Below are 18,473 nucleotides of genomic sequence, written 5' to 3' on the forward strand. Positions count from 1 at the left end.
TTGCCTCTCCACAGACCCGTAGGAGCCGGCTTGCCGGCGATGGACGTTAACGATGGCGCAGGCATTCGGGGGGGAATGCGGCGGCTGTGCGTTTTTCGCTGGCAAGCCAGCTCCTACAGAGGGGGCGGGGGGTTACACGAAGTAGAGTGACAACGACTCCGCAATGTAGGCTGGTTTTTCCTGCCCTTCGATTTCCAGGGTGGCGGTGGCCTTGAGCAGCCATTGGCCGGGTTTTTTCTCGGTGACGTCATTGAGGGTCACGTTCAGCCGCACCTTGGAGTTGACCTTCACCGGCTGGATGAAGCGCACGCTGTCCAGGCCATAGTTGACGGCCATCTTCAGGCCTTCGGGCACGATCAGCAGGTCTTCCATCAGCTTGGGCATCAGCGACAGCGAGAGGAAACCGTGGGCGATGGTGCTGCCAAACGGGGTTTGTGCGGCCTTGACCGGGTCGACGTGGATGAACTGATGATCGCCCGTGGCCTCGGCGAACAGGTTGATACGCGCCTGGTCGATGGTGAGCCATTCGGAACGTCCCAGTTCCTTGCCGACATAATCTTTGAGCTGCGCTACGGGTACATAGGGCATTGCGTCTCTCCTTGGTTCATCGGTGCTGTTTTTATGGGTTACAGAGAACCAATGTAGATCATCATGGCCAATCAGCCCGGTCAACCCACCATGCTTTTGGCGAATGCCGGTGCATAGGGCTGGCGTGCTTATAATGCGGGCGAGTCCTGAGGGGGGAAGAACGGATGCTGTTACGTGGCCTGACCTGGCTGGTGCTGTTTCAACTGATCGGCACCGCGATCAACCATTTGCTGTTGCCGGTGCTGCCGGGGCCGATCATCGGGCTGCTGCTGATGCTCGGCTTTCTGGTGTGGCGAGGCGAAGTTGGCGAGCCGCTGAGCCTGGCGGCCAGCAGCTTGTTGCGTTACTTGCCGTTGCTGCTGGTGCCGCCCGCGGTGGGGGTGATGGTGTATGCCAAGGACATCGCCGCTGACTTCTGGGCCATTGTCGGCGCGCTGGTGCTGTCGCTGGTGATTGCCATGGGCTTTGTCGGCGTGCTGATGCAGCAGATGGTCAAGCGCAAGGAGAAGGACCAATGAACTTCGACTGGCACGGCGCGTGGACGGCGGTGATTCACCATCCCTTGTTTGGCATCGGAATCACCCTTGGTGCGTATCAACTGGTGCTCGCAGGCTTCGAGAAAACCCGCTGGATTTTCCTGCAACCGGTGCTGGTCTCCATGTTGCTGGTGATCGGTGTGCTGATCAGCTGTGGCCTGAGCTACGCCGAGTACCGCAAGAGCACCGAGATCATGGGCATCCTGCTCGGCCCGGCGACGGTGGCGCTGGCGGTGCCGCTTTACCTGAACCTGCGGCGTATTCGCCAATTGTTCTGGCCGATTTTTACTACGCTGGTGATAGGCGGGGTGTTGGCCACCGGCCTGTGTGTGCTGCTGGGCTGGTGGTTCGGCGCCGAACACATGATGCTGATGACCATGGCGCCCAAGTCGGTGACCTCGCCGATCGCCATGCTGGTGGCCGAGCAGATCGGTGGCGTGGCCGCGCTGGCGGCGGTGTTTGTGCTGATCACCGGCGTGATCGGTGCGATGATCGGCCCGGCGTACCTGTCACGCCTGGGCGTGCACAGCCCCGAGGCGCGCGGCATGGCGCTGGGCATGACCGCCCACGCCGTCGGCACCTCGGTGGCCCTGCAGGAAAGCGAGGAGTGCGGGGCTTTCGCGGCGCTGGCCATGAGCCTGATGGGTGTGGCCACCGCTGTATTCCTGCCGTTGGCTGTGTCGGTGATCGTTTAGACCGGGTTTGAGAACTCCGCTGTCTCTGGCCAGGCAATGTCATCTGCGAACATGCCCCTCTTCACCTGCAGAATCGGTTTGCCCGCTGCAGCCACCTGGTCGATCAGGGCATCGTACTCATACTTGTTTTTTGCGCCACCGAGGGTATCGGACTCGATACGCACCCCTCTGACGCCGGCCTCTCGGTTGAGGTCTAAGATATTTGCAGCCCGTGTCCCGGTCGAATTCACCACCCAGAGTCGATTGCTGGGAATACCATCGCGCTTCGGCACGGACAGGTGGGCTTCGAAGGCGTCCTCTGGCAGCCAGGCGTCCTTGTTCTTGCCTTTGGAGTTGAAAACCGCATTTTCGTGACTGAGCACCACTTCCATGCCACGGGTGTCGATGACATAGGTGAACATGAAACGCTGCCTGCGGCGAATCATATCGCTGTTGTCGGATCCGGATGTCTGAGATGAGTCGGAACTTTCGCTTTCAGACGATTCGGAATCTGCCTGCGGCTTGTTCGGATTTCTCGGCGGTCGAGTGTCTGTCTGGTAGTTGTATTTCAGGTATTCGGGCGGCGGCTTGAAACCTGCGTAAATCGTTACCGCCTCGTCAAAACTCAAGGAGGCGCTGATGGGCGTATCAGTTGTCGTGCCCGCTTTGTGTTTCATGCGTGGAAGCATCTTTTGGTCTCGCGCTAATTCAAACGGTGTCCTGTCATCACCCCGGAACAGAGCGGGAATGTCGGTGCGGTACAACATGTTGTGGATATTTTGCTGATAGCCCAGCGTTTCAAGGAATCCATCGAGAAACGCGCGGCTCATGCTGTCTTCGAAGTCAACCAGGTTGCCGAGGCTCTGATTGCGCAAGTGCGGGATCAATGGCTCGATTTCCTGGCGCAATTGATCGAAGCGCCGCGGGTTACTCGCGTCTTCGCTCTGCAGTTTGTGCTGTATCGCCCATTGCGGAATGCCGGCCTGCTGGCGCAGGTCGCCGAACAGGCGTGCATGCTGGGCAGGCGACAGGTTGTATGCGCGCAACAACTCGGCAAGTTCGTCAGGCGTTTTGCCGGGATGGAGTGATTTGAACGGACCATCGAGCAGGGCGGCCCAGGCATCGCCGGCTTGGGGGGACGGATCGGGGGGAAGGGCGGGGCGCGGCGGCGGCCGTTTCAGTGGGTTTGTGTCCTGGGCCCACCAGGTTGGCTCTGTGGCGTTCTTGAACAGTACCGGGCCCGGCGGCAACCGCCCGTACAGGTCGGTCATCCGGTAGGCTTTGAGTGCCTGGTCGAACTCGATGTGTACCGTGCCTATGTTTTCCACGTCAGCAAATGTGCGCCCGACAATGTAGCGAAAACCTTCTGCGTTCGCCGGCTGCATGCCTCGCAACATGGCGGGTTTGAGCAGGTAGTCAGCCAAGGGGTTGACTGCGGCATGGACGGGTGGGCTGCCGGTCACGACCGGCGAAACCGAGATTTGAGCCGCTATGGGGCTGAGACTGTTTTGCTCGCTGCTTGGTGACAGGCCGAATCGCGTGTTGGGGGGGGCTACGGTATCCACCGCCAGGTTTGGGGCAAGGTCAGGTGGACGAAACGCCGGCACTTTGGCTTCAGGGGGGCGGCTGGTGTGAGGACCCACGTTGTCTATTCTTGGCGGCAGGTTGGGGCGAGGGTGTTTGGGCATTTTGTCTTTCCGTGACGTAGTTGAGGAGTTGAGCCATCGCGCTGTGTCAACCTTGCTCGGCGCTCGAGGGGTTTTTGATCGTCAGGTCATCGGCCTTGATGGCTCTGGCGCGGTCGCTATCGATTTCCCAAGTGTCCGTATCGGCGACGTAGTAAAGCGCGCTGGCCGGGGCGTCATTCAATTGAAGGTTATGAATAAGTACACGCGTCCCGGTGAATGTCTGGTTCGGCTCGTACTGTCTGTGTTGGTGGATTTCTTCGACCATGGCTGGGATCGACGGGAAAGCTGCGGCATCGATGGCATACAGTTCAATCCAGTCAAACAAGGAATGAATTTTGTAGGTGATGCCTGACTTCAGGAACACATAAACGCTTTCAATCGGAACGTTCGGCGTTTCACTGCCGGGGAAGAGCACGTGCACAGTGCCGATCTCCAGCAAGTTGTTTTCAAGGCTCAGTTCGTTGCGCTGAATCTGGCCATCGACTTTCTCCATATAGATATTCCAGATGGAGGACATCTGGCTGCCCTCGACGGTGGACAGTTGCAGTGACATGTTTGTGCTGGGGTAGAGCTCGTAGTAGCTCGACCGCCCCTCAAGGTGATAAAGGGAGCGAAAGTCCACGGCCGGAAAACTGATTTTCTGCGGGGTCGCTTTTAACGGGTATCGGGCGGTCGTGGGTTTGACGCACAAATATCGGCCCGCGCGTTCACGTAATGAGCCTCGGCTTTCAACGCGTCTATAGCCAGGGTTTCGCGCATCTTGATGATAGTTGTTGAGAGGAAAGTCCAAGTCGTAGGCCACCCCGTCGCGCATCACCAGCGTGATGTCGGTAAGGGACTTCCAGGATGAGCTCATGACCCCGCCACCCATGTCGGACTTAGTGACCGGGTTTTCGATCATCGGGTCGTGGATAAACAGCGTCCCTTGAGTGAAGTAGATCCTGTAGGACAGTCGCGTGTAACTGAGAACCGTATTGATACGGCGGTTGACGTCCACATTGTAAGTGGCGTCGACACCGGTGATTTCGCTGCTGTCGAAGTCGATGTACAGGGTGCAGGACTGTTGGGCGGGCGTTCGACCGACACTCAGGGACCGACTCGTCCTACCACGGTCCAGATAATATTCTGTGGCATTGATTTCTCGGTTGTCGTTCAGCACAACGGGGGAGGTCTTGGAGGTGCCTGGCACGATCACCAGTACTTCAACCTCAGCGTCATCGCTGCCGGCTATTTCGCTGGGTAAGTCGGGTTGAAGGTAGTAACCGTCTTCGGTGACAAACAGCCATTTGGCATTGTGCAACGTGCGTTTGCCTGCATGCGCCTTGTAGACAGTGTTGATGAGCACTTCCCGCAGCGGTGAACGCGCTGAATGATCGATCAACGAGTGAATCACCAGGGCTTCCCCCTGAATCGTCCAGGTTTGCACACACTCCAGTGACACTCCGAGGTACACCAGGCTTTCGGCTCCCCCATCCTCGTTGAGCTGTATCTGGCGGCTCGCCTTGTGCAGGTAATAGGTATCCATGCCTGGTCCGCCATCGGCCCGGCAGAAAAGGCCGCGCAGGCTGATATGGTCATCGCCATCGCCGGCCTCGACCGTATCGTTGCCATTGGCGGCAATCATGTCGGCCTGGTCGCTGCCAACCACCTTGTTGCTTGCCCCGGCCAGCGTCTCGACTTTTTCGATAGAGGAAAGGCGCGCCTGCAGCACGGGCTCCGCAGTGTTATCAACGGGAAGCAGTTCGAGGCGTTGCTGCTTCAGATCGACGTTGTACCCACGATAGGGCGTGGGATTGGCCCCGTGAACCACAGCCCTGTGCTTACCCTGCAGCCAGAGCAGGTCGGTACCATCCCCACCATCCAGTAATCCCGGTTGGTCCTTGTAGTTGGATGTCAGCGTCTGGGCTGCGACCTGAAAGACAAACGCATCATCTTTATTACCTGCTTTCAGGCGCTTGCGCCCTGCGCCAAGGCTGAAATGGTTGGGTTGCTCGCCAACGCCGAGGATCTGGTCGTCACCGTCGCCGAGCTGCCAGAACACGCCTTTGTTCGGGGCGCGATGGCCGAGTATCACGTGCTCCTTATCGACGGGGATACCGTCCCAGGCGGCGAACACGTCGTTGGTGTCCTTGATGGCCGGCATGTTGACCACCGTGTAGGGTTCTTCACCCACGGCCCATTCGAAGCGATGTATCTCGCGCGGCTCGGATTTCACCTCGAAACGTCCGATATAGACGGCCTCGAAGCTCTTCTTGAATTCGTTGTTGAGCCACTTCAGGCTCCTGTTCTTGAGTAGCTTTTCATAGTCACTGTAGGTTTTGGCCACATTGAAGCGATCCATGAGTTCCGTGTCCTGCTCGCATGCCCAGAAGGCAAGCCAACCGGCGCGCCAGCGTTCGCCGACGGTCAGTTCGATGTAGTCATCGATGTCGTCGACCACACGTGCTGCCTGGTAAATGGCAGCCCCGGCGATCATCAGGCCGGCCGCGATAAGCCCGATGGGGCCGGCAAACTGCAACCCCGCCAGGGCAGCGCAGCCGAGGGCCAGTGAGAGCGTGGCGCTGAACACGCTCAAGCCCCCAGTGACGTAAAGGTCCTGGGCTTTTTTACCCTCAGCCTTGGCCGCATCGTTGAAGGACTTGATCGCGGTGTAGAGATCAAATGGCAGTGTCAGCACCGCAGCAACTATCCCGGAACTACGCGCCAGCCACTTGCCAGCAGAGGTTTTGCTGAACAGCTCCAGGTTCTGCGAACCCTGCCGGATCATGCCTTGGCCAGTCTTGGTCATTGCGTACTCGACCCCGATCGAGGTGATTTCGGTGGCGGCGCCGCCCAGGTTGATCGCGGCCTCACCCAGATCACCTTGCTTGAGCGCTTCTATTGCCCCGCGATAGGCGCTGTACAACCCGTAGAGCTGCATGCCCACGCCGACGACGGCCATGGTGCGGGTCTTGCCCCGATTCACCCAGTTGGGAAGTTGGTCGGGCATGGGCGCGCGGGTGATGTCCAGTTGCTGTACGGCGTCCAACACTTTGCCCACCGCACCCAGGTCGGCATCGGTGGGGCTTTGTGCTATCTCGCGAAACAGGGGTGGGGCCTCGGGGGAGCGATGGGTGGCTATTTCATACATCAGGCTGGCAGTCTGTGTGGTTTCCTGGGCAACCGCCGATGTCAGGCGTCGTTTTAGGTGGGTGGGGTCAAATTCCAGGGCATCGATGAAGGGTTGGTCGGGACTGGCAAAGTAGGTGTTGGCTGCCGTGATCGCCTCGCCGTAGAGGGTGGCGCTCATGGCGTGGAGTGTTTTGCGGGTCACCGTGTACTCGCCGATTCGCAAGGGGCCGAACAAGGCGTCGACATCGTCCAGGCTAGGGGTTTTACCTGTGGAGGCTGGCGTTTCGGTATTGGGTGCAAGTACTGCGGATGACTGACTGGCGCTGACGACGTCAGTGATAAATATAGAGGCCGCGGGAAGTGTTTCCGTGCGGTCCTGACTAAAAGGATTTGCCACGTATTTGCCCTCATGTACGCATTGCGTTGGTCGTGCGGCTGATTGTCGGGGGCATGTGCTGGAGGGTGTCTTTGAATATGTAGGGGGATAAATAGGCAAGGTTGCAAAAAATATCGAGAGGGCAGGGGGCGGCTAGAATGGTGCTGAGGCATGATGGTCACGGCCTGCAAGACAGTGGCTGTGTGGGTAATCGTTTTAATCGGTTTTAAGGAAACCTCTATGAGTCTGGCGCTGTTCCCGCTCAATACCGTGCTGTTCCCTGGCTGCACCCTCGACCTGCAGATATTCGAGGCGCGCTACCTGGACATGATCAGTCGCTGCATGAAAAAGGGCGAAGGCTTTGGCGTGGTGTGCATCCTCGACGGCAAGGAAGTGGGCATGGCCCCGGACGGCTACGCGCTGATCGGCTGTGAAGCGCTGATTCGCGACTTCAAGCAGCAGGACAACGGCCTGCTGGGCATTCGTGTCGAAGGCGGTCGTAGGTTCCGGGTGCGGGACGCCGGCGTGCAGAAGGACCAGTTGCTGGTGGCCGACGTGCAGTGGCTCGAAGACCTGCCGGACCAGCCGCTGGAAGAAGAGGACGCCGACCTGCTGGCACTGCTGCAGGCATTGGCCGAGCACCCGATGGTGGCTTCGCTGGACATGGACGCCCATGCCGAGGGGCAGCAAGCCTTGGGCAATCAGCTGGCGTATCTGCTGCCTTTCACCGAAGCCGACAAGATCGACCTGCTGCAACTCGACGACCCGCAGCAGCGGCTGGATGCGATCCAGATGTTGCTCGACGAGTTGCAGGGTGAGTTGTTCAGCTGATTTCGGAAATATCCGGCGTTGTTGTCAGAAGTTCCTGTGTTGTCCCGTGCGCAGGGCCTGAACTAGTCTCCGATCACACACAGGGTCGGGGGGTGAACATGATTCGGCTAACGCAATCGGAGCAGGCGGTCTGGGACGGGTTTCTCGTCAGTGTGACCGCGCAACTGATCCAGCAAGATGCAAACCGCGGTCCGGAGTACATCGCCGAGCGCGCGGCGGGAATCGCCGATGAGATGTTGCTGGAGCGGCGTGAGCGCTACGTTGAGCGCCGAGCCGCCTCGGTCGACTGGATCGGTCCGGCCAAGGGTCAGTAGGCATACCGGAGCAAGGCATGGGGTGTGCCGGTCAACGCGATGAAGCTCAGCACCGCGACCAATGCCGGCAGCAACAGCCACCAGGTCTTTCGCGACATCGCCGGCAGCGGGCTTCGGTATTGGCTGATGCCCAGGCTGAACGCGCACACCGTCATCGCCAACAGCGTGCCGGCGAGGATGTCCGTGGGCCAGTGGGCACCGAGGTAGACCCGCGACAGCGCAATAAAGGCCGCCGGGATGCAGCCCAGCAGCATCCAGGTCAGGCGCAGCCGGATCGGTTGCCCGCGACCGGCCAGGATCGCCAGCGCCAGGAAAAACGCGAACGCGCCGGACGCGTGGCCGCTGGGCATGCTGAAGCTGGTCAGCGGGTCGGTGAGGATTTCCGGACGGCCACGGGCGAAGAACAGCTTGGTCCCGGTGTTGATCACCGCCGCACCGGCGAGAGTCACGCCAACAAAAATCGCATGACGCCATTGCCGCGCCAGTAGCAGCAGGCCGGTAAAGATGGCGCTGGCCACGAACATCTTCTTGAACTCGCCCAGTTGGGTGATGCGCACCATCACTTCGTCCAGCCAGGGACTGCGGTGTTCCTGTACCAGGGCGCTCAGGCCCTGGTCGAAGTCATTTAGGTGGGGGTAGCCGATAAACAGGGCGATCAATACCGTCAGGCTAGCGCAGCCGATCCACAAGGTGGCGCGACGATGGCCGCGCAGGCTGCTGTTCAGGCTCAGGCCCACCACCACCGCGATACAGGCCGCCACAACGCCGGCCTCAGGCCAGAAACCCTCAGGCAGCGGCAGGCGGAAGGCCGCGCCGGTCGCCCAGCCCGGCAACAGGTAGGCCACCGACCAGCCGGCCGCGGCAACAATGCTCACCGCCGCGAAGCGCGGGAAGGGCATGTCGCACATTCCGGCCACCATCGGCAGCATGGGCCGCAGCGGGCCGATGAAACGCCCCACTAGCAGGCTGGCGATGCCGTATTTGTGGAAGTAGGTTTCGGCGCTGTTCATCCACTCGGGGTGGTGACGCAAGCCAGGTAAACGCCGGATATTCTGGTGGAAATGTCGCCCCAGATAGTAGGAAACGCCGTCACCCAAGAGCCCGCCCAGGAAGCCCAGCAGCAGCGTTTCGCTCAGGGACAGCGCGCCGCTGCCAGCGAGTGCGGCAATGGCAAACAACAATACGGTGCCCGGCACGATCAGCCCGGCGATGGCCAGGCATTCCACGCAGGCGACGATAAACACCGCGACCGCCAGCCATTCGGGGTTCAGGGTCAACCAGCCGGTAATGCTATCGAGCCATTGGCCCATACAATCCACTCCATCCAAGTTCGTACAGCTTGTAGGAGTACGGCTTGCCGGCGATGACGGCCTTGAGATCGCCATCGCCGGTAAGCCGGACTCCTACAGGTCGTGTTAAGTCAAAAAATAGTCGCGGCCTTCGACCTGGCCCCGGCGCACCGGGTTCCGCGTGCAATAAGGCGCATAGCCAGCATCGACGAAGCGGTACATCAGGTGCTCATCGCGGCCGCTGGGGATGCCCAGGCGGGTGGTCTGGATGATCTGGCTCGGTGCCTGGCCCACGTCTTCAACGTAGAGCAATTCCTGATCGAAGCGCTTGGCGTCCCACATCGGCACCTTCAGGCCCAAGGCCTTGCACAGCAGGGTCTGGCCGGCACACAGCTTTTGCGCGGCGCGCGGGCTGCCGTCGGCATTCGGGTTGTTCAGCAGCATTTGCGCCAGGCTGGCCGGGCCGGATAATTCATCGACCCATGGATAGGCCGATTTGATCAACACGGCATTGCCTGGCCCATGGGCGCTGAAGTTAAGGGAGTCGCCGCCACGGGCGTAGTACATGTAGATATGGCCACCATCCAGAAACAAAGCCTTACGCTTTTCTGTGTAGCCCAATGACGCGTGACTGCCTTTTTCGGCCACGTAATACGCTTCGGTTTCAATAATTCGCGCCGAAAGCCAGATTTCTCCCACGCGATGGCGTATGACTTTTCCGAGCAAATCGCGCGCGAGCGTTTGGGCGTCACGGTCGAAGAAGCTGTCGGGCAGGGCGCTGGCGGGGAGTTGCGGCGATGAACTGGGCATGGCGGTCAGGGTAAATACGGCTAAATGTGACGGAATCATAACAACTCCCACCTTAATTACCGCTGAACCCCAGGTTTTTACAGTTCATTTCGACCATCCGCCCCTCACCGCTGTCAGTCGGGCGGCGTCACAGCTATAATCTGCCGCTTTCCTCCCTGCCAAGACTCCCTGACCATGACTGAGTCCGTTCTTGACTACATGACCCGCCTGGGTCGCGCTGCCCGTCAGGCCTCGCGGTTGATCGCCCGTGCGAGCACCGCGCAGAAGAACCGTGCCCTGCTGGCTGCCGCCGATGCTCTGGATGCTTCGCGCTCCGAGCTCACCGCCGCCAACGAGCAAGACCTGGCCAACGGCCGCGCCAATGGCCTGGAGCCGGCCCTGCTGGACCGCCTGGCGCTGACCCCGGCACGTATCGACGACATGATCGAAGGCCTGCGTCAGGTGGCCAAGCTGCCTGACCCCATCGGTGAAATCCGCGATATGCGTTACCTGCCGTCCGGCATTCAGGTCGGCAAGATGCGCGTGCCCCTGGGCGTGATCGGCATCATTTATGAGTCGCGTCCGAACGTGACTATCGACGCCGCGAGCCTGTGCCTCAAGTCTGGCAATGCCACCATCCTGCGTGGCGGTTCCGAGGCGATCAATTCCAACCGCGCCATCGCGGCCTGCATCCAGCAGGGCCTGGCCGTGGCCGAATTGCCTGCCGAAGTGGTGCAAGTGGTGGAAACCACCGACCGCGCCGCCGTTGGCGCGCTGATCACCATGCCGGAGTTCGTCGACGTGATCGTGCCGCGCGGTGGCAAGAGCCTGATCGAACGCGTCAGCCGTGATGCCAAGGTGCCGGTCATCAAGCACCTGGACGGCGTGTGCCACGTGTTCATCGACGTGGCCGCCGACATCGACAAGGCAATCCGCATCGCCGATAACGCCAAGACCCACCGCTACGCCCCGTGCAACACCATGGAAACCCTGCTGGTGCACGTCGGCATTGCCGATCGCGTGCTGCCGCCGCTGGCTGCCATCTATCGCGACAAGGGCGTCGAGCTGCGCGGTTGCGGGCGTACCCGTGCGCTGCTGGGCGCGGACGTGATCGAGGCGACCGAGCTGGACTGGTACACCGAATACACCGCGCCGATCCTGTCGATCAAGATTGTCGACGACCTCGACGAAGCTATCGAACACATCAACACCTACGGCTCCAAGCACACTGACGCTATCGTTTCCGAGCATTTCAGCGATGCGCGACGCTTCCTCAACGAAGTGGATTCCGCCTCGGTGATGATCAACGCTTCGACACGCTTTGCCGACGGCTTCGAATACGGCCTGGGGGCGGAGATCGGTATTTCCACCGACAAGCTCCACGCCCGTGGCCCGGTTGGCCTGGAAGGCCTGACCAGCGAGAAGTACGTGGTGTTCGGCGACGGTCATGTGCGCACTTGATGGGTAAACGCATCGGGCTGCTCGGCGGTACTTTCGACCCCGTGCACATCGGCCATTTGCGCAGTGCCCTGGAAGTCGCGGATGCCCTCGCGCTCGACGAGTTGCGCATGATGCCCAACGCACGGCCGCCCCATCGCGATACGCCGCAGGTGTCACCGCAGCAGCGCCTGGAAATGGTGCGCCTGGCGGTGGACGGCATAGCGCCGCTGGTGGTTGACGACCGCGAGCTCAAGCGCGATAAACCGTCCTACACTGTTGACACCCTGGAACTGATGCGCGCCGAGTTGGCCGCGGATGACCAGTTGTTTCTGCTTTTGGGCTGGGACGCATTTTGCGGCCTGCCCTCTTGGCACCGCTGGGAGGAACTCCTCCAGCATTGCCACATCCTGGTTTTGCAACGCCCGGATGCCGACAGCGAACCGCCGGATGCCTTGCGCAACCTGCTGGCCGCGCGGTCGGTAAGTGACCCCTTGGCCCTGACCGGGTCGAACGGGAATATTGCATTCGTCTGGCAGACCCCGCTTGCGGTGTCCGCCACCCAGATCCGTCAACTGCTGGCCAGCGGGAAGTCGGTACGTTTCCTGGTGCCTGACGCGGTCCTGGCCTACATCGATGCGCACGGGCTTTACCGTGCGTCGAACTGAAAAGGCGCGCTTGAACGCACGAATCAATGTGCAGCGAGCGCCCGAACATACGAGCAAAACGAGTTTTATATGACGAACAAAGACGTAAGCAAAGTTAAGCGCAAAGGCACCTTCAAAAGCGCCCCGCTGCCAGTAGAAGCCCACACCGGCCCTGAGCTGGCTGGCGAAGAGCTGGTAAAAGTCGCCGTGGCGGCCCTGGAAGACGTCAAGGCCCAGGATATCCAGGTGCTTGACGTGCGTGACAAGCAGAGCATCACCGACTACATGATCATCGCCACCGGTACTTCGAACCGCCAGATCGGCGCGATGCTCGACAAGGTCCGCGAAGCCGTCAAGGCCCAAGGCGTGAAGCCGCTGGGTGAAGAAGGCAAGGGCGACAGCGACTGGGTGCTGCTGGACATGGACGACGTGATCGTTCACATGATGACCTCCAACGCCCGTCAGTTCTACGACCTGGAGCGTCTGTGGAAAGGCGCCGAGCAGAGCCGTGCCGCCGATGGCAAGCACCACAGCCCGGAAGTGGGCCACGCGCACTTCGACAAGCTGAACAAAGACCAGGAATAAGGAACGGCTGTGCGCCTGCGTCTGATTGCTGTCGGTTCACGCATGCCCAAGTGGGTGGAAGAAGGCTGGCACGAGTATGCCAAGCGTCTGCCCGCTGAGCTTTCGCTGGAACTGGTAGAGATACCGCTCAATACCCGGGGCAAGAATGCCGATGTGGCGCGCTTTATCCGTCAGGAAGGCGAAGCCATGTTGGCCAAGGTCGGCCCCAACGAGCGCATCGTCACCCTTGAAGTGCACGGCAAACCCTGGAGCACCGAGCAGTTGGCGGTGGAACTGGATCGCTGGCGCCTGGACTCGCGTACGGTCAACTTCATGGTCGGCGGCCCTGAAGGGCTGGCACCGGAAGTCTGTGCGCGGGCGGACCAGCGTTGGTCGCTGTCGGCGCTGACGCTGCCGCACCCGCTGGTAAGGATCCTGATCGGTGAACAGCTGTATCGCGCCTGGACAGTTCTGTCCGGGCACCCTTACCACAAATAATCTGCGCCCCTCCCGATGACCCAGCCGATCCGCATCAAGGACCACGAGAAAGACGCACGTCTTGTACGCGCGCGTGTGGTGTTTGGCGCGATCATGGTGGTGGCGTTGTTGGGCGTGCTGATTGCCCGCCTGTATTTCCTGCAGGTGATCCAGTACGACTATCACTCCACGCTGTCGGAAAACAACCGGGTGCATGTGCAGCCGATCCCACCGACCCGTGGGCTGATTTTCGACCGTAATGGCGTGGTGGTCGCGGATAACCGGCCCAGCTTCAGCCTGAGCATGACCCGCGAGCGTTCCGGCGACTGGCAGCAGATCCTCGATGTGATCGTCGAGGTGCTGCAGCTGACGCCGGAAGACCGGGTGATCTTCGAGAAACGCATGAAGCAGGGGCGCCGGCCTTTCGAGCCGGTGCCGATCCTGTTCGAGCTGACCGAAGAGCAGATCGCGCGGATCGCGGTGAACCAGTTTCGTTTGCCGGGTGTGGAAGTGGTGGCGCAGTTGGTGCGCCATTACCCGCAAGGGCCGCACTTTGCCCACTCTGTCGGCTACATGGGGCGGATCAACGAGAAAGAGCTGAAAACCCTCGATCCGGTCAATTACAGCGGCACCCACCATATCGGCAAGACCGGCATCGAGCGCTTCTACGAGCCCGAGCTGCACGGCCAGGTGGGTTACGAAGAAGTCGAGACCAACGCCCGAGGCCGCGTGCTGCGGGTGCTCAAGCGCACCGACCCGGTGCCGGGCAAGGACATCGTGCTGAGCCTGGACATCAAGCTGCAGGAAGCGGCGGAAATGGCCCTGGGCGGTCGTCGCGGCGCGGTGGTGGCGCTGGACCCGAAGACGGGCGAAGTGCTGGCGATGGTCAGCCAGCCAAGCTTCGACCCCAACCTGTTCGTGACGGGCATCAGCTTCAAGGCCTACGCCGAGTTGCGCGATTCCATCGACCGGCCGCTGTTCAACCGCGTACTGCGGGGCCTGTATCCGCCAGGGTCGACTATCAAACCGGCGGTGGCGATTGCCGGTCTGGACGCGGGTGTGGTCACGGCCTCCAGCCGCGTGTTCGACCCGGGCTACTACATGCTGCCCAACTACGATCACAAATACCGTAACTGGAACCGCACCGGTGACGGCTATGTCGACTTGGACACCGCAATCATGCGCTCCAACGACACCTATTTTTACGACCTGGCCCATAAGCTGGGTATCGATCGCTTGTCCGCCTACATGGGCAAGTTCGGCCTCGGCCAGAAGGTCTCCCTTGACATGTTCGAAGAATCCCCCGGCCTGATGCCGTCGCGGGAATGGAAGCGTGCGACCCGCCGCCAGGCGTGGTTCCCGGGCGAAACCCTGATTCTGGGTATCGGCCAGGGCTATATGCAGGCCACACCGCTGCAACTGGCCCAAGCCACCGCACTGGTGGCCAACAAAGGCATCTGGAACCGTCCGCACCTGGCCAAGACCATCGAAGGCGAAAAACCCTTGGATGAAAACCCGATTCCGGACATCGTGCTGCGCGATGCGTCGGACTGGACCAAGGTCAACCACGGCATGCAGCAAGTGATGCACGGCGCCCGTGGTACTGCGCGCAAGGCGGCGGTCGGTGCGCAATACCGCATCGCCGGCAAGAGCGGTACGGCCCAGGTCGTGGCGATCAAGCAGGGCGAGAAATACGACCGCACCAAGGTCCAGGAGCGCCACCGTGACCACGCCTTGTTTGTCGGCTTTGCCCCGGCGGACGACCCGAAAATCGTGGTGGCGGTGATGGTCGAGAACGGCGAGTCCGGCTCCGGCGTCGCGGCGCCCGTGGTGCGCCAAGTGATGGACGCCTGGCTGTTGGCCGACGACGGCAGGCTCAAGCCCGAATATGGCGGCCCCCCTTCAAGCACCGAGGTTACGGCCCGTGAAGAGTAATTTTGACCGCATCCTCTCCAGCGAAGATGTGATGCGTCGCCGTGCGACGTTGCTGCAGCGCATGCACATTGATGGCCCGTTGCTGATCCTGCTGCTGACCCTGGCGGCGGGCAGCCTGTTTGTCTTGTATTCGGCCAGCGGCAAGAACTGGGACCTGTTGATCAAGCAGGCCTCGTCGTTCGGCCTGGGCTTGTTGTCGATGGTGGTGATTGCCCAGCTTGAGCCGCGTTTCATGGCCCGTTGGGTGCCGCTCGGGTATGTGGCCGGCGTGTTGCTTTTGGTGGTGGTGGACGTGATGGGCCACAACGCCATGGGCGCGACCCGCTGGATCAACATTCCGGGGGTAATTCGCTTCCAACCGTCGGAATTCATGAAGATCCTGATGCCGGCGACCATCGCCTGGTACCTGTCCAAGCGCACCTTGCCGCCGCAGCTCAAGCACGTGGGGATCAGCCTGATCCTGATTGGCGTGCCGTTTATCCTGATCGTGCGCCAGCCCGACCTCGGCACCTCGCTGCTGATCCTGGCGGGCGGTGCGTTCGTGCTGTTCATGGGCGGTCTGCGCTGGCGCTGGATCCTCAGCGTGCTGGCCGCCGCCGTGCCCGTGGCCGTGGCCATGTGGTTCTTCTTTATGCACGACTACCAGAAGCAGCGGATCCTGACCTTCCTCGATCCCGAAAGCGACCCGCTGGGCACTGGCTGGAACATTATCCAGTCCAAGGCCGCCATCGGCTCCGGTGGCGTATTTGGTAAGGGTTGGTTACTGGGCACCCAGTCGCACTTGGACTTTTTGCCCGAGAGCCACACCGACTTCATTATTGCGGTAATGGGCGAAGAGTTCGGCCTGGTGGGCATTTGCGCGCTGTTGCTGATCTATTTACTGTTGATCGGTCGCGGCCTGGTGATCACCGCACAGGCGCAGACGCTGTTCGGCAAATTGCTGGCCGGCGCCCTGACCATGACTTTTTTTGTTTACGTTTTCGTCAACATCGGTATGGTCAGTGGCCTGTTGCCGGTCGTTGGGGTGCCGTTGCCGTTCATTAGCTACGGCGGAACTTCGCTGGTGACATTGCTGTCAGCGTTTGGGGTTTTGATGTCGATTCATACGCATCGCAAATGGATCGCACAGGTTTGAATAAGGTGAAGATGTCAATGCAAGTAATGCGCGGCTGGGCGACTCGGCACGCGTCCTGGATGGGCCTGATTGGGCTGCTGGGCGCAACGCAAGAGGCGCAGGCCGGTGACTACGATGGTTCACCCCAGGTCGCCGAGTTTGTCGGTGAAATGACCCGCGACTATGGTTTCGCCGGTGAACAGCTGATGGGCGTGTTCCGCGAAGCCCAGAAGAAGCAGGCGATCCTCGACGCCATCTCACGCCCAGCCGAACGCGTGAAACAGTGGAAGGAATACCGCCCGATGTTCCTCACCGACGCCCGCGTGGCGCGGGGTGTGGACTTCTGGCGCCAGCACGAGGCGGTACTGGCCCGCGCCGAGCAGGAATACGGCGTGCCGGCCCAGGTGATTGTCTCGATCATTGGCATTGAAACCTTTTACGGGCGCAATACCGGCAGTTACCGGGTGATCGATGCCTTGTCGACCCTGGGCTTTGATTACCCGCCGCGCGCTGACTTCTTCCGCAAGGAGCTGCGCGAGTTCCTGCTGCTGGCCCGTGAAGAACAGGTCGACCCGCTGACCCTCAAGGGTTCCTACGCCGGTGCGATGGGCTTGCCGCAGTTCATGCCGAGCAGCTTCCGCGCCTATGCGGTGGATTTTGACGGCGACGGGCATATCAATATCTGGAGCAACCCTGACGACGCCATCGGCAGTGTGGCCAGCTATTTCAAGCGTCATGGCTGGGTCGCCGGCGAGCCGGTGGTGATCCGCGCCGATGTCGCCGGGGATCGCGCCGACGAAGGCCTGACCCAGGGCATCGAGCCGGCCAAGACGGTCGGGGAGTTGCGGGCGCTGGGCTGGTCGAGTCAGAATGCGCTGCCTGATGATATGCCGGTCACGGCATTCCGCCTCGAAGGCGAAAACGGCCCGGAATACTGGATGGGCCTGAAGAATTTCTACGCAATCACGCGTTATAACCGCAGTGTGATGTACGCCATGGCCGTGCATCAGCTGTCAGACATGCTGGTCCAAGCACGGGGCAACAAGTAATGCGGGCATCGCCGTTCAATCAACCGCTCAAGCTGGTGGCGTTCGCCGCGTTGTCCCTGCTGGTCGTCAGTTGTTCCACCAGCCGCGGTCCGGCGCAGAAGCCGGGGGGCACGGCCGTCCGTTCCCAGCCGGGCCTGGACATCAACCGCGCGCACAAAGACGGCGCGCCGTGGTGGGACGTCGACGTGTCGAAGATCCCGGATGCCACGCCAACCCTGCACACCGGCGCCTACAAGGCCAACCCGTACACCGTGCTGGGCAAGACCTATTTCCCGCTGCAGGAATCCAAGACCTACGTGCAATCGGGCACAGCGTCCTGGTACGGCACCAAGTTCCATGGCCAGAACACCGCCAACGGCGAAGTGTATGACCTGTACGGCATGAGCGCGGCGCACAAGACCTTGCCGCTGCCCAGCTATGTACGGGTGACCAACCTGGACAACAACCGCACGGTCATCCTGCGGGTCAACGACCGTGGGCCGTTCTATTCGGACCGCATCATCGACTTGTCCTACGCCGCCGCGAAGAAACTCGGTTACGCCGAAACCGGCACCGCGCGGGTCAAGGTCGAAGGCATCGACCCGGCGCAGTACTGGGCCCAGCGTGGCAAGCCGGCGCCGTTGATGCTCAACGAACCGCAGACTCCGCAACCGCAAATCACCGCGTCGGCCGGCAAGGTCGAGCAGTGGACGCCGCCGCCACAGCAGCACGCCCCGGACACCGTGGCCGTGCCACAAGCCGCCCAGGGCGCTTCGCTGGCAGGCGGACAATATTTGCAGGTGGGCGCTTTCGCCAACCCGGATGCGGCAGAACTGTTAAGGTCCAAGCTGAGCAGCATGGTCAATGCGCCGGTATTTATCAGCTCCATCGTGCGTAACCAACAGACGTTGCACCGTGTACGCATGGGCCCGATCGGCTCGCCGAGCGAGGTCGCGCAAGTGCAGAACAGCGTGCGCCTGGCCAACCTGGGGCAACCCAGCGTGGTCACAGCAGAATAAGTAAGCATTGATGGTTCAAGCTCGTGCGCGGGCTCGGACCCTGGTTGTTGGCTCGT

The 18,473-nt window shown here is 61.0% G+C and carries 17 protein-coding genes; 12 read left to right on the forward strand and 5 right to left on the reverse strand.

Annotation, left to right across the window (positions count from 1 at the left end; genetic code table 11):
- Positions 1-132 precede the first annotated feature (132 nt).
- Positions 133-588, reverse strand: a complete 456-nt coding sequence (locus AC0IYN_RS14070; RefSeq protein ID WP_010206803.1) for a MaoC family dehydratase — start codon at positions 586-588, stop codon at positions 133-135.
- 164 nt (positions 589-752) lie between these two features.
- Between AC0IYN_RS14070 and AC0IYN_RS14075 the strand changes: the two genes are divergently transcribed.
- Together AC0IYN_RS14075 and AC0IYN_RS14080 are read left to right on the forward strand one after the other, a co-directional pair.
- Entirely contained in the window at positions 753-1,106 is a 354-nt protein-coding gene (locus AC0IYN_RS14075) for a CidA/LrgA family protein (protein ID WP_015886074.1), read from the forward strand.
- Complete coding sequence (locus AC0IYN_RS14080) at positions 1,103-1,819, forward strand: LrgB family protein (RefSeq protein ID WP_457239210.1); 717 nt, start codon at positions 1,103-1,105, stop codon at positions 1,817-1,819. Before AC0IYN_RS14075 ends, AC0IYN_RS14080 begins: the two co-directional genes overlap by 4 nt.
- Here the strand turns inward: AC0IYN_RS14080 and AC0IYN_RS14085 are convergent.
- Positions 1,816-3,486: a hypothetical protein gene (locus tag AC0IYN_RS14085; protein WP_471841821.1), complete on the reverse strand. Its 1,671-nt coding sequence runs from the start codon at positions 3,484-3,486 to the stop codon at positions 1,816-1,818. The two genes, AC0IYN_RS14080 and AC0IYN_RS14085, sit on opposite strands and share 4 nt — an antisense overlap.
- Before the next feature lie 46 nt (positions 3,487-3,532).
- A complete protein-coding gene (locus AC0IYN_RS14090; protein ID WP_471841823.1) occupies positions 3,533-6,994 on the reverse strand; it encodes a phage tail tape measure protein in 3,462 nt (1,153 codons plus the stop codon).
- A 219-nt stretch (positions 6,995-7,213) separates the two neighbouring features.
- On the opposite strand from AC0IYN_RS14090, the gene AC0IYN_RS14095 reads away from it, so the two are divergent.
- A complete protein-coding gene (locus AC0IYN_RS14095) occupies positions 7,214-7,804 on the forward strand; it encodes an LON peptidase substrate-binding domain-containing protein (protein WP_457239207.1) in 591 nt (196 codons plus the stop codon).
- A 98-nt stretch (positions 7,805-7,902) separates the two neighbouring features.
- Complete coding sequence (locus tag AC0IYN_RS14100; protein WP_406596881.1) at positions 7,903-8,118, forward strand: hypothetical protein; 216 nt, start codon at positions 7,903-7,905, stop codon at positions 8,116-8,118.
- Here AC0IYN_RS14100 and AC0IYN_RS14105 read toward each other — a convergent pair.
- Together AC0IYN_RS14105 and AC0IYN_RS14110 are read right to left on the reverse strand one after the other, a co-directional pair.
- Positions 8,112-9,428: a bifunctional DedA family/phosphatase PAP2 family protein gene (locus tag AC0IYN_RS14105; protein ID WP_406596882.1), complete on the reverse strand. Its 1,317-nt coding sequence runs from the start codon at positions 9,426-9,428 to the stop codon at positions 8,112-8,114. The genes AC0IYN_RS14100 and AC0IYN_RS14105 overlap by 7 nt on opposite strands.
- 105 nt (positions 9,429-9,533) lie before the next feature.
- Entirely contained in the window at positions 9,534-10,217 is a 684-nt protein-coding gene (locus tag AC0IYN_RS14110) for a DNA-3-methyladenine glycosylase (protein ID WP_471844783.1), read from the reverse strand.
- 174 nt (positions 10,218-10,391) lie between these two features.
- On the opposite strand from AC0IYN_RS14110, the gene AC0IYN_RS14115 reads away from it, so the two are divergent.
- From AC0IYN_RS14115 to AC0IYN_RS14150, 8 genes are all read left to right on the forward strand, one after another.
- Entirely contained in the window at positions 10,392-11,657 is a 1,266-nt protein-coding gene (locus AC0IYN_RS14115) for a glutamate-5-semialdehyde dehydrogenase (RefSeq protein ID WP_471841828.1), read from the forward strand.
- Complete coding sequence (gene nadD, locus AC0IYN_RS14120; RefSeq protein ID WP_471841829.1) at positions 11,657-12,301, forward strand: nicotinate-nucleotide adenylyltransferase; 645 nt, start codon at positions 11,657-11,659, stop codon at positions 12,299-12,301. The genes AC0IYN_RS14115 and nadD overlap by 1 nt, the downstream gene beginning before the upstream one ends.
- A gap of 69 nt (positions 12,302-12,370) precedes the next feature.
- On the forward strand, positions 12,371-12,865 hold the full coding sequence (gene rsfS, locus AC0IYN_RS14125; RefSeq protein ID WP_010206793.1) for a ribosome silencing factor: 495 nt from the start codon (positions 12,371-12,373) through the stop codon (positions 12,863-12,865).
- A 9-nt stretch (positions 12,866-12,874) separates the two neighbouring features.
- Positions 12,875-13,342 (forward strand): 23S rRNA (pseudouridine(1915)-N(3))-methyltransferase RlmH, encoded by a 468-nt coding sequence (gene rlmH, locus AC0IYN_RS14130; protein WP_003176297.1) that lies wholly within the window; start codon positions 12,875-12,877, stop codon positions 13,340-13,342.
- A gap of 15 nt (positions 13,343-13,357) precedes the next feature.
- Positions 13,358-15,256, forward strand: a complete 1,899-nt coding sequence (gene mrdA / locus AC0IYN_RS14135; RefSeq protein ID WP_406596884.1) for a penicillin-binding protein 2 — start codon at positions 13,358-13,360, stop codon at positions 15,254-15,256.
- A 31-nt stretch (positions 15,257-15,287) separates the two neighbouring features.
- Entirely contained in the window at positions 15,288-16,391 is a 1,104-nt protein-coding gene (gene rodA, locus AC0IYN_RS14140; RefSeq protein ID WP_042570827.1) for a rod shape-determining protein RodA, read from the forward strand.
- Between the two features lie 17 nt (positions 16,392-16,408).
- The gene (mltB, locus tag AC0IYN_RS14145) at positions 16,409-17,419 is read left to right on the forward strand and encodes a lytic murein transglycosylase B (protein WP_078050334.1); all 1,011 of its coding nucleotides are present in this window, start codon (positions 16,409-16,411) and stop codon (positions 17,417-17,419) included.
- Complete coding sequence (locus tag AC0IYN_RS14150) at positions 17,419-18,417, forward strand: septal ring lytic transglycosylase RlpA family protein (protein ID WP_406596885.1); 999 nt, start codon at positions 17,419-17,421, stop codon at positions 18,415-18,417. The genes mltB and AC0IYN_RS14150 overlap by 1 nt, the downstream gene beginning before the upstream one ends.
- Positions 18,418-18,473 lie beyond the last annotated feature (56 nt).

It is taken from the genome of Pseudomonas sp. AC112 (assembly GCF_979253545.1).

Bases quoted from the DNA above. Each gene is read 5' to 3' on its own strand.
- AC0IYN_RS14070 (WP_010206803.1), bottom strand. From the start codon at position 588: ATGCCCTATGTACCCGTAGCGCAGCTCAAAGATTATGTCGGCAAGGAA.
- AC0IYN_RS14075 (WP_015886074.1), top strand. From the start codon at position 753: ATGCTGTTACGTGGCCTGACCTGGCTGGTGCTGTTTCAACTGATCGGC.
- AC0IYN_RS14080 (WP_457239210.1), top strand. From the start codon at position 1,103: ATGAACTTCGACTGGCACGGCGCGTGGACGGCGGTGATTCACCATCCC.
- AC0IYN_RS14085 (WP_471841821.1), bottom strand. From the start codon at position 3,486: ATGCCCAAACACCCTCGCCCCAACCTGCCGCCAAGAATAGACAACGTG.
- AC0IYN_RS14095 (WP_457239207.1), top strand. From the start codon at position 7,214: ATGAGTCTGGCGCTGTTCCCGCTCAATACCGTGCTGTTCCCTGGCTGC.
- AC0IYN_RS14100 (WP_406596881.1), top strand. From the start codon at position 7,903: ATGATTCGGCTAACGCAATCGGAGCAGGCGGTCTGGGACGGGTTTCTC.
- AC0IYN_RS14105 (WP_406596882.1), bottom strand. From the start codon at position 9,428: ATGGGCCAATGGCTCGATAGCATTACCGGCTGGTTGACCCTGAACCCC.
- AC0IYN_RS14110 (WP_471844783.1), bottom strand. From the start codon at position 10,217: ATGCCCAGTTCATCGCCGCAACTCCCCGCCAGCGCCCTGCCCGACAGC.
- AC0IYN_RS14115 (WP_471841828.1), top strand. From the start codon at position 10,392: ATGACTGAGTCCGTTCTTGACTACATGACCCGCCTGGGTCGCGCTGCC.
- nadD (WP_471841829.1), top strand. From the start codon at position 11,657: ATGGGTAAACGCATCGGGCTGCTCGGCGGTACTTTCGACCCCGTGCAC.
- rsfS (WP_010206793.1), top strand. From the start codon at position 12,371: ATGACGAACAAAGACGTAAGCAAAGTTAAGCGCAAAGGCACCTTCAAA.
- mrdA (WP_406596884.1), top strand. From the start codon at position 13,358: ATGACCCAGCCGATCCGCATCAAGGACCACGAGAAAGACGCACGTCTT.
- rodA (WP_042570827.1), top strand. From the start codon at position 15,288: ATGCGTCGCCGTGCGACGTTGCTGCAGCGCATGCACATTGATGGCCCG.
- mltB (WP_078050334.1), top strand. From the start codon at position 16,409: ATGCAAGTAATGCGCGGCTGGGCGACTCGGCACGCGTCCTGGATGGGC.
- AC0IYN_RS14150 (WP_406596885.1), top strand. From the start codon at position 17,419: ATGCGGGCATCGCCGTTCAATCAACCGCTCAAGCTGGTGGCGTTCGCC.